The sequence below is a fragment of the Saccharothrix sp. 6-C genome (assembly GCF_016695385.1).
In the GTDB taxonomy this organism is placed as follows: Bacteria; Actinomycetota; Actinomycetes; order Mycobacteriales; family Pseudonocardiaceae; genus Actinosynnema; species Actinosynnema texasense.
Window position 1 is genome coordinate 2,197,923 of record NZ_CP064192.1, and the last position, 16,211, is coordinate 2,214,133.

The 16,211-nt window shown below is 71.3% G+C and carries 11 protein-coding genes; 6 read left to right on the forward strand and 5 right to left on the reverse strand.

Features of this window, described 5'->3' with window-relative positions:
• Positions 1-43: 43 nt before the first annotated feature.
• Together IOD16_RS10150 and fxsT are read left to right on the forward strand one after the other, a co-directional pair.
• On the forward strand, positions 44-1,555 hold the full coding sequence (locus IOD16_RS10150; protein WP_201439817.1) for a VMAP-C domain-containing protein: 1,512 nt from the start codon (positions 44-46) through the stop codon (positions 1,553-1,555).
• Positions 1,556-2,387: 832 nt separating this feature from the next.
• Positions 2,388-5,723, forward strand: coding sequence for an FxSxx-COOH system tetratricopeptide repeat protein (gene fxsT, locus IOD16_RS10155; protein WP_201439818.1), 3,336 nt, complete (start codon positions 2,388-2,390; stop codon positions 5,721-5,723).
• On the opposite strand, the gene IOD16_RS10160 is transcribed toward fxsT, so the two are convergent.
• The 3 genes from IOD16_RS10160 to IOD16_RS10170 all read right to left on the reverse strand — a co-directional run bounded on the left by IOD16_RS10160 (position 5,720) and on the right by IOD16_RS10170 (position 8,790).
• The gene (locus tag IOD16_RS10160) at positions 5,720-7,537 is read right to left on the reverse strand and encodes an HEXXH motif domain-containing protein (protein WP_201439819.1); all 1,818 of its coding nucleotides are present in this window, start codon (positions 7,535-7,537) and stop codon (positions 5,720-5,722) included. The genes fxsT and IOD16_RS10160 overlap by 4 nt on opposite strands.
• Before the next feature lie 39 nt (positions 7,538-7,576).
• Positions 7,577-7,807 carry a hypothetical protein gene (locus IOD16_RS10165; RefSeq protein WP_201439820.1) on the reverse strand — a complete coding sequence of 77 codons (231 nt, stop codon included), beginning with the start codon at positions 7,805-7,807 and terminating at the stop codon, positions 7,577-7,579.
• A 71-nt stretch (positions 7,808-7,878) separates the two neighbouring features.
• Positions 7,879-8,790, reverse strand: coding sequence for an effector-associated domain 2-containing protein (locus tag IOD16_RS10170; protein WP_201439821.1), 912 nt, complete (start codon positions 8,788-8,790; stop codon positions 7,879-7,881).
• A 113-nt stretch (positions 8,791-8,903) separates the two neighbouring features.
• Between IOD16_RS10170 and IOD16_RS10175 the strand changes: the two genes are divergently transcribed.
• Positions 8,904-10,169 carry a hemolysin family protein gene (locus IOD16_RS10175; protein WP_201439822.1) on the forward strand — a complete coding sequence of 422 codons (1,266 nt, stop codon included), beginning with the start codon at positions 8,904-8,906 and terminating at the stop codon, positions 10,167-10,169.
• Here the strand turns inward: IOD16_RS10175 and IOD16_RS10180 are convergent, their stop codons facing one another.
• Positions 10,170-11,585 carry an aminopeptidase P family protein gene (locus IOD16_RS10180; protein ID WP_201439823.1) on the reverse strand — a complete coding sequence of 472 codons (1,416 nt, stop codon included), beginning with the start codon at positions 11,583-11,585 and terminating at the stop codon, positions 10,170-10,172. It lies immediately after the preceding gene.
• Between the two features lie 185 nt (positions 11,586-11,770).
• Here IOD16_RS10180 and IOD16_RS10185 point away from each other — a divergent pair, with 185 nt between their 5' ends.
• Complete coding sequence (locus IOD16_RS10185; protein ID WP_201439824.1) at positions 11,771-14,272, forward strand: hypothetical protein; 2,502 nt, start codon at positions 11,771-11,773, stop codon at positions 14,270-14,272.
• Positions 14,273-14,275: 3 nt separating this feature from the next.
• Here IOD16_RS10185 and IOD16_RS10190 read toward each other — a convergent pair whose 3' ends face one another.
• Positions 14,276-15,046 (reverse strand): SDR family NAD(P)-dependent oxidoreductase, encoded by a 771-nt coding sequence (locus IOD16_RS10190; protein WP_201439825.1) that lies wholly within the window; start codon positions 15,044-15,046, stop codon positions 14,276-14,278.
• 123 nt (positions 15,047-15,169) lie between these two features.
• Between IOD16_RS10190 and IOD16_RS10195 the strand changes: the two genes are divergently transcribed.
• Together IOD16_RS10195 and IOD16_RS10200 are read left to right on the forward strand one after the other, a co-directional pair.
• Positions 15,170-15,739 (forward strand): TetR/AcrR family transcriptional regulator, encoded by a 570-nt coding sequence (locus IOD16_RS10195; RefSeq protein WP_201439826.1) that lies wholly within the window; start codon positions 15,170-15,172, stop codon positions 15,737-15,739.
• 56 nt (positions 15,740-15,795) lie between these two features.
• Positions 15,796-16,194: a GNAT family N-acetyltransferase gene (locus tag IOD16_RS10200; RefSeq protein ID WP_201441289.1), complete on the forward strand. Its 399-nt coding sequence runs from the start codon at positions 15,796-15,798 to the stop codon at positions 16,192-16,194.
• Positions 16,195-16,211: the final 17 nt, after the last annotated feature.

Consider the following 16,211-nt stretch of genomic DNA (forward strand, 5'->3'; position numbering starts at 1 on the left):
CTGCCCTCGCTGAGGCGGGCAGACGGTGGAGGGGGATGGTCACATGGTCGTGGACGAAGGGGTGAACACCGCCCAACTGAGGTTTCAAGGCGAGATCGTCGCCTTGCTGGAGCGCTGCGAGAGCCTGCGCCCCGAGCGCGGACGCACCATGCTGGTGAGCCTGCTGTCCGACATCCTCGGCGAGCCGGTGTCGTTGGAGGGTTCCGAGGTCCACCTCCAGCTCCTCGGTCTCGTCCGGTGGTGCTGCCGCCACGCCGGTGGGCTGCGCGGCCTGGTCGACTGCCTCAGGTTGCTGGACCCGCACGCGCCCGAGATCTCCCAGCTGGTCGAGCTGGGGGACGAGTGGGCCGCGTTCCGGGCCTTGCCGACGGGGGACTGGGACCGGTTGGCGAAGGCGCTGCGGTCGGTGCGGTTGACCGACGACCCGTTCGAAGAGCGACGCGAGCTGCGCCGCCTGGCCGACGTGGCCACCGACGGGCACTGCGACGACCTGCCCGCGCGGTGCCGTTCCGTGTGGTCGCTGTTCCTGCACCTCGCCGACCACAACGCAGGTCCGGGTGCCCTGTTACCCGCCATGGTGCTGGTGGACTGCCTCGCCGGACGCCTGGAGGACGGTGCGCTGGCCGCCGAGTTGCGTCGCTGCAACTGGCGGCTCGCGGAGAAGTTCGAGTTGACCGATCTGGTCGAACAAGCCCGGTGGCGCAACGAAGCCAAGATCGAGGGCGATGAGCCCGACGTGGTGCACCTCGTCTTCGAAGTCGACCCGGATCCGGTCGACCAGGACAAGGTGGTGCTCTCGCACTGGTTGAGCTGGCAGAGCTCCGGCTGGCACGGCCGTCGCCGCGGCGACGCCGCGATCCGGCGGGACGACCTGGAGGCGGAGGTCGACCGGATCATCGCGGAGCTGGAGGCGGAGTTGGGCATCACTCCGGCCGCCGAGCGGGTGAGCGCCATCGTGGTGGAGTTCTCGTTGCCCTGGGAGATGATCAACACCGCGGTGGAGTTCTGGCCGAAGGCCTCTCCCTCCGACGTCAGCGTGCCGTTGGCGGTCGATCACCCCGTACTGGTGCGGAGCTTGGAGCGGACGAGGGCGCAGCGGTACCGGCTGGTGTGGAAGCAGCGCTGGAACGCGATCTCCGCGGAGGCCACGCGCCCGTACTGGAGCCGGACCAACGGCGGGTGGGACCTCACCGGGATGGCGGTGGACCTGAGCGACACCTCCATCGTGTCACTGGTGCTCAGCGAACCCCCAGGTGATCGGCGCGGCAGGGCGTGGCACGAGGCCGCGATGGCGTTCAGGGCGGGGATCCCGATCATCGTCTGGGACCGCGAGGACTGCTCGACCAGCCACTTCCACGAAGCGGTGACCGAGTTGTTCGCCGCAGGCGAAGTGCGTCACCTGCCGGACAGATTGGCCCAATTGCGCCGGGACGCACTGCGGACGAATGAGTCGGATGGGCCGCACGCGGGTCGAAGTCTTGCCGTACTCTGGGACGACGCAGAGCGTCTACCGGAACCCCTGACCTCTGGTTGGGGTTCGCAGGGAGGTATCTGATGCAGAGTCGGCATGCACCCGATACCGGACGCACATTGGTTACTTATTCACCTGATAGGCGTAACTGCCTGTTCACTCGAAATGGTGAGATAGGCGCGGATTCCACGACGCGGATCCGATTACCCTTCCCCTTCGGAATCGATCCACTTCGTCACCGCGCACTCATGTCGCGATCGGGCGCTAAGGTAGTGGGCACGCCGTGGTCCCCTGATTCCAGGGCACACTGGCATGAATCGGCTCATCGATCCGAACCCGGGTGTCGTGCCCGCGCCGGAAGGATGTGACGGTGCGCGTCGACCCTGAGGACGGTGCCGCGGGTGGTGCGGCCGCGGTTCCGGACGTCCAAGAGTGGACGGCGGACGTGCTGAGGGCTGTCCTCGCGCCCCTCGTCGGCCAGTCCCGCGACCTGGTGGTCGCCGTCGACGACGGCCCCGCGATGTCGATCTGGGCGTCGGCGGTCGAGTCCTTCACGCGTGCGCTCGCCGAGTCCGGCGTCTTCGGTGACGTCACCGTCTGCGCACTCGGTGTCGAGGACAACGGCCAAGCCGTGCTGCGCGGCTCCGGTGAGGGTGCCCTGCCGGATCTGACCGGTTCCGGGGGGCGCCTGCTGCTGGCCCTGACCGACGCGGTCGACCCGACCTGGCGGTCGGGTGGGGCGTGGGCTTGGCTGCGCGGACTGGGTGCCGCGCACTCGGTCGCGGTGGTCAGTCCGCTGTCGTGGTGGGCGGCCTGCCGCACCGGCCTGGACCTGCACCGACTGCGGCTCAAGGTGTCCGAGTCGGGCGCGCCGAACCACTTCTACGAGTGGGAGCCACAGGTCGACGTGCCGGGGTTGTACGACGGGCTCGGCGACGTCGTGCCCGTCCCGTTCGTGGAACTGTCCCCGTCGGGTCTGCGGGAGTGGGCCGACCTCGCTGCGGCGGCGGGGTGGGCGAACCTGGGTGCGGCTCTTGTGCCTGTTCGACCGGACGCGCCGGCCGGTGTGGCACCGCTTCGATCGGGTGACGCGAGCTTCAGTGTCGCGGAACTCGTCGCGGCGTACCGCACGACCGCGTCGAAGGTGGTGTTCGACCTGGCCGTCCACTGGGCCGTCGCACCGCTGGAGGTGCCCCTCCTCGTCCGCATCCTCGAACTGCTGCACCCGGGAGTCGGACGCGCGACCCTGGCGGAATTCCTCGGCGGCCCGCTGGTGGAGATCGCCCCCGGCGGCTCCGGCAACGAGGAAAATCGAGTGATGTTCAGGTTTGTGCGAGAGGGTGTTCGGGAGGAACTGCTCGCACACGGGCGTCGTATCGACACCGAGCGAGTGCGCAAGGTGGTCCGCCATTACCTGGAAGAACGCCAACCGGTGGTGGCGGCGTTCGAATGGCCGCTGGACGCGGAGCCGGTATCGGCGACCTCACCCATTGCCGCGCCACGTCACGTGGCGGAAGCCGAGCGTGCTGTGCTGAAGGCCTGGTCAGGCGTTCACCTGCGGAATTCCATGCCAACCCACCCCCGGGTCGAGCCGCCGGCGACGGTCCGCAAAGATGACGCACGCAGAGATATACACGGAGACTTGGGTGAGCTGGCCCGGGTTCGCGAGAGCGCGGTCGATGTCGAGCGAAATGCAGGAGGAGTAGACGTGACTGCCGTCGAGCAGGAAGAAAGGAGAAGGACTCTCGCATCGCCCGTCTTTGGCGGAGTGCCGCCGAGGAACGTGAACTTCACCGGGCGGGCGGACCTTCTCCAGGAGCTCGAACGGCGCCTCGTCCGGGGCGGGACCGCGGCCGTGCTGCCCGAAACGCTGCACGGCATGGGCGGTGTGGGCAAGTCGCACCTGGCCATCGAATACGCCTACCGCAACCGCGCGAGCTTCGATCTGATCTGGTGGGTTCCGGCGGAGCGATCGGTCAAGATCGTCAACTCGCTGGTGGAACTGGGCCAACGCCTGGGCCTCGAAGGCGGCGCCGAGTCCAACGTGGCGGTCCAGCAGGTGCTCGACGCCCTGCGCAGCGGCAACCACGCCAAAGTCCCGACCAACTGGCTGCTCATCTTCGACAACGCCGACAGCCCCGACGCCGTGCAGGAGTACCTGCCCACCGGCGGCACGGGCCGCATCCTGGTCACCTCGCGCAACTCGCAGTGGTTGAGCGTCGCCCGTCCGCTCGAGGTCAACGTCTTCCAGCGCGCCGAAAGCGTTCAGCTGCTGCGCCGACGCGACCCCGAACTCAGCGAGGAGGACGCCGGTCGCCTGGCCGAGGCGTTGGGCGACCTGCCGCTCGCCATCGCGCAGGCGGCGGCGTGGCGCGTGGAGACGGGCATGCCCGCCGACGAGTACCTGGAACTGCTGGCCGAGAAGCAGCTGGAACTGCTCAACGTCACCACGACCCTCGACTACCCCGAGTCGGTGGCGGCGATGTGGGACCTGTCGCTCAACGAGCTCAAGCGCAAGAACCCCTCGGCGCTGCGGCTGCTCCAGGTGTGCGCCTTCCTGTCGCCGGAGCCGATCAACCGCACGATGTTCAGCTACAGCCGCAACATCACCGGTGTGCCGGTCGAGCTGTCCCGGGTCCTGCGCGACCGCTTGCGGCTCAACGAAGCGGTCCGCGACATCAACCGCTTCGCGTTGGTGCGCGTCGACCACCGCACGAACTCCATCGAGCTGCACCGCCTCGTCCAAGCCGTGCTCATCAGCCAGATGAACGAGGGCGACCGCGTGGTCATGCGCAACGCGGCGCACCTGATCCTGGGCGAGAACGACCCGGAAGCGCCGGAAGAGCCCGACAACTGGCCGACCTACGTCGACCTGAGCGCGCACCTGGCCGCTTCGAACGCCTACGAGAGCGATGCCGAGTCGGTCCGGTCGCTGCTCCACAACCAAGTCCAGTTCCTCTACCGGTGGGGCGAGCACAAGCGCAGCGCCGAACTGTCCGAGAAGATCTACCGAACCTGGTTGGAGCGGCTGGGGGAGGATCACCCGGAGACCCTGCGGATGGGCCGTTGGTACGGCTTCATGCTCTGGGTGGAGGGCCGTTATGCCGAGGCGATCCCGCTCAACCTGGAACTGCTGGAACGGCACCGCCGCACCTACGGCGAGGAGCACGAGGCAACCATCGTGGCGATGGGCCAGGTCGCGGCAGACAAGCGGGCGGAGGGCGACTTCGTCGGCGCGCTGGAGCTGTCGAAGCGCAGCTACGACATCTGCGTGCGCTACCTCGGTGACGAGGATCCGGTGACCCACGAGGCGGCGCACAACCTCGGCGTGAACCTCCGCCTCGTCGGTGACTTCGCCTCCGCTGTCACGCTCGACGCCGACACCTGGGACCGCAGGGTGCAGATCTACGGCCAGGAGCACGAGGTGCCGCTCTACACCCAGGTCGGCCTCACCATCGACAAGAGGGAGCTCGGCGACTACCGGGACGCCTGCGCCGAGCAGGAAGAGGTCGTGCGCATCTACGAACGGCTCAGCGAAGGGCGACCGCTCAACCCGACGTGGCTGCGCGCTTTGCGGCACTTGGCCGTGATGCGCAGCAGGGCGGGTGACCACGAGGGCGCGATGCGCGCGGCGGAGACAGCGTTCGAGGGTTTGCGGCGGCGGTACAACCTCGACCACCCTGATGTGCTCGCCGCCGCGCTGGCCCGCTCCGTCGAGCTGAGGCACTTGGGTCGCCATGAAACGGCCGCGCAGCTCGCGCAGAACACGCTGACCCGCTACGCCAAAACGTTGGGGGCCGATCACCCCCACACCCTGTCAGCGGCCGTGAACGTGGCGATCCTCCGCCGCTTGAAGGGCGACTTCGAAGGTGCCCGCGACCTCGACCAGGCGACCCTGGCGGGCTTCCGCACCCGCCTGGGTGACGACCACCCCTCCACTCTGGTCACCGGGATCAACCTGGCCAGCGACCTGCACGCGTTGGGCGACGTGCAAGGCGCCCACGACGCCGATGTCGAGAGCCTGCGTCGGGTGACGGCGGTCTTCGGCGCCGACCACCCGACCACGCTGGCTTGCCAGGTGAACCTCGCGCAGGACCTGCGTTCACTCGGGCGCACCGACGAGGCGGACCAACTCCACCTGCGAGCGGTAGCCGCCCTGCGTGAACGGCTCGGTCAGCACCATCCTGCGGTGTCCGAGCTGAGCGACCCCCGGGTGCGGGCGAACTGCGACATCGATCCGATGCCGCTCTAGCCCGCCGGCCCCAGCCACTCGGCGAGGCGCTCCACGTCGGGCGCCTCGCCGGTGGCGGCGATCCTGCTCCGCACGGCGCGGACGAGCTGCGGGCGTTCGAGCAATGCCCGCGACGCCGGACCAGGCGACAGTTCGTGCACCGCGATCCCGAAGCCGGACCACGCGCCGGGCCGGTTCGAGCCCTCGGCGAGTTCCGCCGAGTACAGCGCGTGCGCCCGTTCGTGCTCTCCGGCCACGAGGGCGAAATCCGCCTCGGTCAGGTCTTCGGTGGTCTTGTGGACGTGATCGGGTGGGCCTGACCGCAACGCGTCGAACTCCGCTCGGCCCGCCAGTAGGACGCGGGTGAGGATTGCTTTGGCGTCCAGCCTGGGGGGTGTGGTGGCGGCCACCACGGCGGAGTGGGTTCCAGGGGGTGGCGCAGGCTCGCCCGCGTGCCATCGCTCGGCGCACTCCAATACGTGTGCTCGCATCGGATGGAGGTGCGTGGCGCGCCACGCCGTGCGGTGGTCCAGTGCTGCTGCTTCCGCGGCCGAGAGCAGTTCGGCGGGCACCGCGGCGTTGTCCAGAACCTCCAGCCGTTCCGCCAAGCGAGCGGCGAACCTCCGCCCGAGATCGGTCAGCGACGGGTGTCGGCGCAGGGCACGGAGCGCTTCGGTCACCTGGATGCGAACGAGGGCGAACTCGAAGTGCGCCAGAGCGGCGGATGAACCGCTCAGGTGCTCGCGTTGCCTCATCCAGAACTCCGCGACGGCGAGGAAGGCGTTCACCCCTTGGTACAGACCGGATACCGGGCGTGGGTCGTCGCGCCACGGTGCGTAGCAGGTGGCGGACGGGTCCTCGTCGACCAGCGGTGCCAGGTGGCCGATCGCGTTCAGCTTGCTGTGCTGGTACTCGTGCACCATGGTCACGGCCAGCTGTGTCGCGTCGTGCGGTTCGGAGATGATCGCGGCGCCGTAGCCTTCGCCGACCGACCCGCTGTACGGTCGGAAGCGGTGGGCCGCGGGGCGCGGTGTGATCATCGACAGGCCCCTGGAGAGCTCCTGCGCGCGATGCGGGTGGTTCCGCTCCAGGATCGTCCACGCCTCGGCGAAGACCTCGTTCCACCGCGTCGCCGACGATTCCGACAATGGGTCGGGGTGCTCGGGGACATCCAATCCCCGGTACGGTCCTGTGTCGTCCAGGTGGATGCGCGGCGCGACGGAACCCGCCTCGTCCCCAAGATGGCGAATCGGCTCGAATCCGACCGGATGGGCTGTGCCGTCGCTGGTTTTCACGGTCAACCCCGACGCATCCGCGACCAACGTGCCATGGCCCCATTCGGTCACATCGGGCACTCGCACGGAACCCCGGCCGGGAAGTACGCAGATTCCATTCCACAGTGGAATTGTCATCGTGAAACGCAGTTTTGCGGACAAGGCCGCCGCGGCCGCCAGCAGGTGCAATTGGCCGATGTGGAACCACCCCGGCGCGGTGTCGGTGGTCTTGTTCCGGAGGCGACGCAGGACGTGCGCTGCCCACATGCCGACCTGTGGGCGTGACAGCAGCGCGGCCACCGCTCCCGGGTCGGCGTGCTCGGCCGCGATCAGGAGTTCCCACGCCTCGTCCACCGGCGGCAACGGACTTCCCGCGGTGTCGTGGTGGCGGGCATGGCGAAGCACCAGGCGCAAGGCGAGTAGTCGTCGCGTCTGTTCGACGTGGTGCAGCAACGCGGAGGCGTCGTTATCGGTTCGTTCGGACGCCAGGGCGTCCAACTGGGCCAGGGACGTGCCGTGGGTGGGCGGCGACATCCCGTACGCGGAGTTCCAGCCTGCCACCTCGTGGTCGCCCCTTGTCATCGGTGCCGGGTCCGCCGGTCAAGAGTGGCCGCCTACGCTGCCGCTGGCGTGGTCCACCTGTCTGAGGAAACGGTCCGTCGACGCCATCAGGATCTCGTCGTCGAACGTGTCCAAGGCGTCGAGAGGAACGTTCGTCAAGTCGACCAGGCCGGAGTCGACCCGAATTGCCGATTCATCCACTAGCGGGCCTCCCGAGTTGGCCACCGGGCAGCGGCGCCCCCGCGCGGTGGGATTCACCTTCGATGGCATGACCCAGTGTAATGTCGATGAAACACTGTGGAAGTGGTGCGTATGGTGGTATTCGCCGCCGCAGGGGACAACTAAACGCCACTGATCCGTTCGGCCAACAGGGTGTCCAGTTCGGCCATCTCGGTGGAACCGGCGGCGTAGAAGCGGATCGCTTCGAGCAGTGCTTTGAGGCCACCCGGGTAGTGGGCGCACGTCCGGACGATGCTGACCGTGTCCGGCCGGTTCGCGCTGTGGCGGCTGATGGCGGCGGCGAACTTCACCTCGCGCAACACCAGGTCACGTCCCTCGCGGGTGTCGAAGCCGGGGGTGCGGAGCAGGACGTCGACGATCGGTCCCAGTTCGGCGAGGGTCAGCGGCGCCTCGTCGGCGACCGTGCGGATCGGGGTGGTGGCGTCGCCGGCGATCGGCTTGCCGTCCACCAGGCGGACCCAGACGCGGGCGTCGGCTTCTTTCACCTTGGCCTGCGCCGCGGTGTAGTCGCCGGGCCTGGCGGCCGGGTCGTGGCGGACCACGGAGCGGTAGAACGGGTCGGAGACGACGAGCACCAGGGTGCCGGTCGAGGACTTGAGGGCCTGCTTGGCGGCCGGCGCGTCGAGGATCCGGTAGGTGAAGATCATCTCTTCGCTGGTCTTGCCGTGCTCGTCGAAGTGGACCTCGCCGGCGTGCACGGCCATCCTCACGCGCAGCCGCGCGCCGTGGGCGTGGATCTCGTTGTGCCTGCGCAGGGCGGCGACGACCCGCTCCGGCAACCGCTCGACCAGCACGGACTTGGGCACGTCGGCGGGCATCAGCACCAGCAGGCTGTCGCCCGCGTCGTCCACCGCCTTGTCGTCCCACGGCAGGTCGCAGTCGGCGAACGCGGCCATCAGCGCCTGGCGCATGCCGTCGCGCACGGCGGTGCGCTGGGGTGACGACCTGGTCGGGTCGCCGTAGGACTCGACGTCCACGACGACGAACGACCGGTGCACCGCAGCCGACACCATGTGACCTCCCCACGCATGTTGTAGCCCAGTGGAGGGGTGTGGGGGCAGCGGCGCCACTCGAAATGACCAACCCTCCGGTTGCGGGGCGCCCCGGTTCGGGTATGGAGTCGGGTGTGGACGGGTACGGGTGGACGATCGCGCTGGTCGCGGTGTTGGTGTTGCTGAACGCGGTGTTCGCGGGCAGCGAGATGGCCTTGATCAGCCTGCGCGAGGGTCAGCTGCGGGCGTTGGAGCGCGACGACCGGGCGTCCGCGAAGACGCTCGTGCGGCTGGCGCGCGACCCGAACCGGTTCCTGGCCACCATCCAGATCGGCATCACGCTGGCCGGGTTCCTGGCCTCGGCGACGGCGGCGGTGTCGTTGGCCGAGCCGCTGGTGCCGGCGCTGTCGTTCCTCGGCAACGCGGCGAACGCGGTGGCGATCGCGCTGGTCACGGTCGTGCTGACGTTCCTGACGCTGGTGTTCGGCGAGCTGGCGCCCAAGCGGTTGGCGATGCAGTACGCGCTGCGCTGGGCGCTGCTGGTGGCACGGCCGCTGCACGTGCTGTCGACCGCCTCGCGGCCCGCGGTGTGGGCGTTGAGCGCGTCGACGAACGTGGTGGTCCGGCTGTTCGGCGGCAAACCGGACGCGGAGTCCGAGCAGATGTCGTCCGAGGAGCTGCGCGAGCTGGTCTCCGCCCAACGGGGCCTCAACGCCGAGCAGCGCATGATCATCACCGGCGCGCTGGAGATCAGCGAGCGGCGGCTGCGCGAGGTGCTGGTGCCGCGCCGGTCGGTGGTCACGCTGGCCGCCGAGATGGACGTGCCGTCCGCCCGCGCCGAGCTGGCCGCCTCCGGCCACTCCCGGGCGCCGGTCGCGCGCGGCGGGCACCTGGACGACGTGGTGGGCGTCGTGCACCTGCGTGACCTGCTCGAAGACGACGCCGTGCTCGTCGACGTGGCCCGCCCGCCGGTGGTGTTCCCCGACTCGGTGCGGGTGTCCGACGCGCTGCGCCGGTTCAAGGCCGAACGCGAGCAGCTCGGCCTGGTCGTGGACGAGCACGGCGCGGTCGACGGCATCGTCACGCTCGAGGACCTGCTGGAGGAGGTCGTCGGCGAGATCCTGGACGAGACCGACCGCGACGTGATGGCCGTCCGCAACGGCCCGGACGGCTCCCTCGTGCTGCCCGGCACGTTCCCGATGCACGACCTGGTCGACCTGGGCGTGGAGCTGGTCGACCCGCCGGAGGGCGACTACGCCACCATCGCGGGCCTGGTGCTGGTGGTGCTCGGCCGCATCCCCGAGGGCCCGGGTGACCGGATCACGCTGCCCGGCTGGTCCGTCGAGGTGGTGAAGGTCGAGCACCACGCCATCACGTCGGTGCGCCTGCGGAAGCGCTGACTACCGGCCCGCCGCCGCGACCCAGGCCTCAAGGCCGGCCGCGTCGTGGGGCAGGGCGGAGGACAGCACCCGGTTGCCCGAGGCGGTCACCACGACGTTCTCCTCCAGCCGCACGCCGATGCCGCGCAGCTCCGGCGGCACGGTCTCGTCGTTCGGGTGGAAGTACAGGCCCGGTTCGACGGCCAGCGCCATGCCGGCCTCCAGCGTGCCCTCGTGGTAGGCGGCGGAGCCGGAGTTGGCGCAGTCGTGCACGTCCAGCCCGAGGAAGTGGCCGACGCCGCACGTGATGTAGCGGCGGTGGTGCTGGCCGTCCGGGTCGAGCGACTCCTCGACCGACACGGGCAGCAGGCCCCAGTCGTGCAGGCCCTCGGCGAGCACCCGCATGGCCTCCTGGTGGAAGTCCCGGTAGGCCGCGCCCGGCCGCACGACCGCCAACGCGGCCGCGGACGCGCGTTCGACCAGCTCGTGCACCTGCCGCTGCGCGGGGCTGTAGGAGCCCGAGACCGGCAACGTCCGGGTGATGTCCGCGGTGTAGAGGGTGTCCAGCTCGACGCCCGCGTCCAGCAGCAGCACGGCGTCCTCGGGCACGGGGCCGTCGTTGCGCACCCAGTGCAGGACCGGCGCGTGCGGTCCGGCGGCCACGATCGAGGCGTAGCCCGGGCCGTTGCCGGCGGTGCGGGCGCGCCGGTCGAACGTGCCCTGCAGCCACCGCTCGCCACCGCCCTTGACGGCGGCCTGCAGCTCGGCGGCCACGTCGGCGAACCCGAGGAGCGTGGCGTCCACGGCGGCCTGGAGCTGGTCGACCTCCCAGTCGTCCTTGATCCGGCGCAGCTCGGCGAGCACGGTGCGCAGCTCGGCGGTGTGGTCGGCGCCCGCCAGGGCGTCCAGCAGCGGGTCGACGCCGGCTGTCGCGTGCACGGCGGGCAGCCTGCCGCGCAGCGCCGACGGCAGCTCGTGCAGGGGGCGGCAGCGCAGCCCGAGGGCCTCGCCCCACTCGGCGAGGCCGGGCACCGGGCCGACCCACAGCTCGCCGTCGCGGGCGTTGGCGAAGAAGTCCGGCTCGTCCGGGCCGGCGGGCGGGCGCAGGAACAGCTCCGCGTCGTGGCCACCGGCGACGGGGTGCATCACCAGCACGGCGCCCTCCGCGGCGCAGCCCGTCAGCCAGGAGAAGTCGCTGTCGGGCCGGAAGCCGTAGTCGGTGTCGTTGGACCGCACCGGCGCCCAGCCGGCGGCCACCGCGACGCGCGCGCCGGGCAGCGCGGCGCTGAGCCGGTCGCGGTGCGCGGCGGCGGCCCGGGCGGCTCCGGGCGTGACGCGGGCGGCGCGGTCGGCCGGACCCCAGCCGCGCTGGACGAACTCGCGGAACCCGGAGGCGTCGACGAGCTTGCTGGGGTCGCGGCGGGCGGGTTTGGTCACCGTGGGCAGCCTTTCGGGTCGTGGCCGTGAGCACGTCCGGGCGCGATCGGCGACCGGACGTCACCGAGGATGGTCTCACCAGCCCGTGGATCGCCCAACCGGGTGCCTCCGGTGCCGAAACGGCCTACCGCGCCGACCCGATCAGGTAGGCAACACCGCAGGGCTGCCTACGGCGGGGGAGAAGCATGGGTCCCGAGGACGTCGTCGAACTGCGGGTGCACGGTGTGTCCGGCACGCCACCGGAAGCGATGCTCGGCGACCCGTTCCCGACCCCGGTGGCCGGTGACGACGTCGCCCGGTTCCTGCGGGCGGGCAAGCCGGTGCGGGCGCTGTCCAACGGTCGGCCGCGGACCGTGGAGGCGTTCCACTGGGGCCGGTTCACCTCGGGAGGCGCGAGCCGGGCGTTGTGGCTGGTGCTGATCCCGTTCGCGATCCTGAACCTGGCCCGGTACGCGCTGCTGGGCGCGAGCCGGTTCGCCGAGGCGGTGCTGCGGCTGCTCGGCCTGGTGCTGACGGGCATGCTGGTCGCGGCCACCGCCTACGCGTCGCTGGAGCTGCTGGTGCGGCAGTGCGCGGGCACGGCGACGTGCCGGGCGGAGCGCCTGGGGTTCTTCGACGGCTGGCCGTTCGGGGCGATGCTGCTGGTCGGCCTGGTCCCGCCGGGGTTGGTGATCACCGTGCTGTGGTGGTTCGGCCGGCAGACGTTCCTGTACGAGCCGAAGGGCACGCACCACGTGTGGGAGACCCGCACGGGCAGCCTGGGCGACTACGCGTTCTGGCACACGTCGCCGCGCACACCCGTGTTGCGCGACGCGCACGTGGCCGCGGCGTGCGCGGTGGTGGGTGTGCTGTACGCGGGCGCGTTGCGGACCGAGCAGCCGGACCGGCCGGCCGACGCGCTGTCGTGGGCGGTGGTCGGGCTGGGCGCGGTGGTGCTGGGGTGGGCCGTCGGGTGCGTGGTGATGTCGCCCGACCGGCGGGAGGTGAACTCCCGGGCGCTCAAGTGGGCGTCGGTGGTGTACCTGCTGCTCGCGGCGGGTGCGGCGACGGCGTCGCTGTGGCGGGTGCCGGTCGAGGCGTCCGGGTCGGTGACGCCGCTGGCCGGGTTCGAGGCGGTCACGAACACCCTGTCGGCGTCGGCGATGCTGCTGCTGGTCGTGCTGCTGGGGGCGTGCGTGCGGCTGCGGCGCTCCGCGCGCGGCGTGGAGCTGATGGTGGCGGACAAGCGGTTCCGGCCGTTGTGGCACGGTTACGCGACGGTCGTGATCGCGGCCGTGGCCACCACGTTGGCGGTCGGGTTCAGCGGCGGGTTGGCGTACCGGGTGGTGGACTGGGTCGGCGACCCGGTGCCCGACGCCGGGCGGCCGGGGCTGGTGCTGAGCACGAGCTACCTGGTCGGCGCGGGGCTGTGGGGCGTGCTGGCGATCGCGTTCCCGCTGCTGGTGGCGCCGGTCGTGGCGGCCATGGTGCGGCAGGTGTCGAGCGCGCTGGTGTTCGCGGCCGGTTCGGTGGCCGCGGCGGCGGCGGTGGCCCTGCGGTGGACGTCGGCGTCGGGCTGGGCGTTCTGGGCGGCGGTGGTCCTCGCCGGTCTCCTGTACGCGATCGGCACGGTGTCCTGCATGCGGCACGCGATCGGCGTGGCGGTCCGCGAGGGTGTGGTGGCGGACTACCCGGGCCGCCCGGACCGGCCGGGTGTCGGCAAGGTGGCCCTCACCCAGCGGTTGGCGTCGGCGAAGTACCGCTACCACTGGCTGCTCGGCGCGGTCGCGCTGCTGGGCGGTGTGCTGGTGGCGGCCGGCGGCGGTCTCGCGCTGGCCCGGCTGGCGCACCCGGGCTGGCGGGACGCGCCGCCGCCGGGACTGGCCGACTGGCTGTCGACCGTCCCGGCGCGGGAGCTGGGCGCGTTGGGCAGCCTGGTGGTGTCCGGTGTCGTGCTGGTCTTGTTGTTGTTGGGCGTGCGGACCTGGCAGAACGCCCGGATGCGCACGGTGGTCGGCATCGTGTGGGACCTGGTGGCGTTCTGGCCGAGGCTGGCGCACCCGATCTGCCCGCCTCCCTACGGCGGTCGCGCCACGATCGAGCTGACGTCCCGGGCGGTCCGGCTGGCCGGGCACCACGGCGTGGGCGCGGTCGTGCTGTCGGGGCACAGCCAGGGCAGCGTGGTGTGCGTCGCGGCGTTGTCGTTGCTGCGCCGGGAGAGCGAGCGGCCCGACCCGGCCGACGGCGAGCGGTACATCAGGCAGGCGGACGCGGTCGCCGCGCTGCGCCGGGTCGGCCTGGTCACCTACGGCTCGCAGTTGCAGTGGGCGTACTCGCGGCTGTTCCCGCACTACCTCGGCCACGCCGAGCTCGCCCGCCTGCACGACGACCTCGGCGACCGGTGGTGGAACGTGCACCGGCTCACCGACCCGTTGGGCGGGCCGGTGCAGGTGTGGCCGGAGACGGCGGAGGAGCGGCTGTCCGCCGACCCGAAGCTGTGGGGCGTGCGCTGCGGCAACGACGTGCGGCTGCGCGACCCGGAGTTCCTCGACCCCGACCCGGACGTGGTCGCCTCGCCGTTGCGCGGGCACAGCGACTACTACGACGACCCGGTGTTCGACGAGGTGGTGGCCAGGGTGGCGGACGCCGTCGCGCGACCGCGCACCACCGTGGTGATCGGCGACCTGTCGCTGTCGGGCGGGTCCTGAGCCTCAGGCCTGGAGCACGGACCGCGTGACGCGTTCGGCGATCGCGGCCACCAGCGTGCGCGGGCGGCGCGGGACGAGGTGGGCGTTGAGCGCGTTGCGCAGGCCCGGCGCGACGTAGGCGCGGTCGCGGTCCAGGCCGTCGAGGCCCGCGCGCACGACGGTCTCGGCGCTCATCAGCCGGCCGCCGAGCGCGGCGCGCGGGGTGACCCGCTCGAAGAAGCTGGTCCCGGTCGGGCCGGGGCACAGGGCGAGCACCTTGATGCCCCGGTTCCGGTACTCCCGGCGCAGCGCGAGGCTGAAGTCGAGCACGAACGCCTTGCCCGCGCTGTAGGTCGCGAAGTACGGCGACGGCTGGAACCCGGCCGTGGAGCCGACGTTGACCACGGCGCCGGAGCCCGCTTCGAGCATGCCCGGCACGAGCGCGCGGGTGAGCGCGACCAGCGAGACGACGTTGACCATCAGCTGCTCCCGGTCGTGGCCGTCGGGGATCTCCTCGAACCGGCCGGCGGTGCCGAAGCCCGCGTTGTTCACCAGCGTGTGGACGGGGCCGCGCAGCCGGGCCGCGATCGAGTCGGCCGCGTCCGGCGCGGACAGGTCCTGCACGACCACGTCGACCTCGACGCCGTGCTCGTGGCGGAGGCGGTCGGCGACGGCGTCGAGGCGGTCGGCGGAGCGGGCGACGAGGACCAGGTCGTGGCCGCGCCGGGCGAGTTGGGTGGCGAACTCGACGCCGAGCCCGGCGGACGCGCCGGTGACCAGGGCGGTGGGGTTCATGTCAGCTCCAGAGGCCTCGGGGTTATGTGAGACATCTTAGGCACAGTTGTAGCCCGAACCGCAACACCGATGTTCCACTTATTGCGATAGCTGTACCATCGGTGTGCACGAAGGGAGACAGTCTTGGGAACGACGCGGCCGTTGCGCGCCGACGCCGAACGCAGCGTGCGGACGATCCTCGAAGCCGCCGAGCGCGTGCTGTCGGCGAACCCCGGCGCGTCCATGGAGCAGGTCGCCGAGGCCGCGGGGGTCGCGCGCACCACCGTGCACCGGCGGTTCGCCAACCGACAGGCGCTGGTGGAGGCGATGACCGCCGACGTGGTGCGTCAGTTGGACGAGGTGATGGACGCGGGCCGCCCGGAGACCTCGCCGCCGCTGGTCGCGCTGCACGAGATCACCGCGAACGTGCTGCGGGTCAAGATCGGTTGGCCGTTCGCGATGGGCGTCGTCTTCACCGACGCCGACTCGCCCGCCGCCGAGGGCAGGCGCCGGGTCGACGACCGCTGCCTGGTGCTGCTGCGCCGGGCGCGCGAGGAGGGGCTGCTCGACGCCTCCACCGACCTCGACTGGACGCGCCGCGTCTTCTACGCGTTGATCGGCGAGGCGGTGCACGGGCCGGACAGCGGCCTCGGGCCCGACGCGTTGGCCCGCCGGGTGGTCGACACCCTCCTGCACGGCGCGGGGCCGCGGTGACCGGGCCGGTGGTCGTCCGCCGGGCCACCGCCGAGGACGTCCCCGCCATCGTGGCCATGCTCGCCGACGACGAGCTGGGCGCGCGGCGGGAGTCGCCCGGCGACCTGGGGCCCTACCTGCGGGCGTTCGAGGCGATCGACTCGGCCGACCACGAGCTGTTGGCGGTGGCCGAACGGGACGGTGCGGTCGTGGGCACGCTCCAGCTCACGGTGCTGCGCGGGCTGTCGCGCCGCGGCGCGTCGAGGGCGCAGGTCGAGGCGGTGCGGGTGGCGTCCTCGACGCGCGGGCAGGGGTTGGGGGAGCGGCTGGTGCGGTGGGCGGTCGAGGAGGCGCGGGCGCGCGGTTGCGCGATCGTCCAGTTCACGTCGGACAAGAGCCGGGTGGACGCGCACCGCTTCTACCGCCGCCTCGGCTTCGCCCAGTCCCACGAGGGCTTCAAGCTGGAGCTGTCGTGACGGGGGGTAGGTTGCGG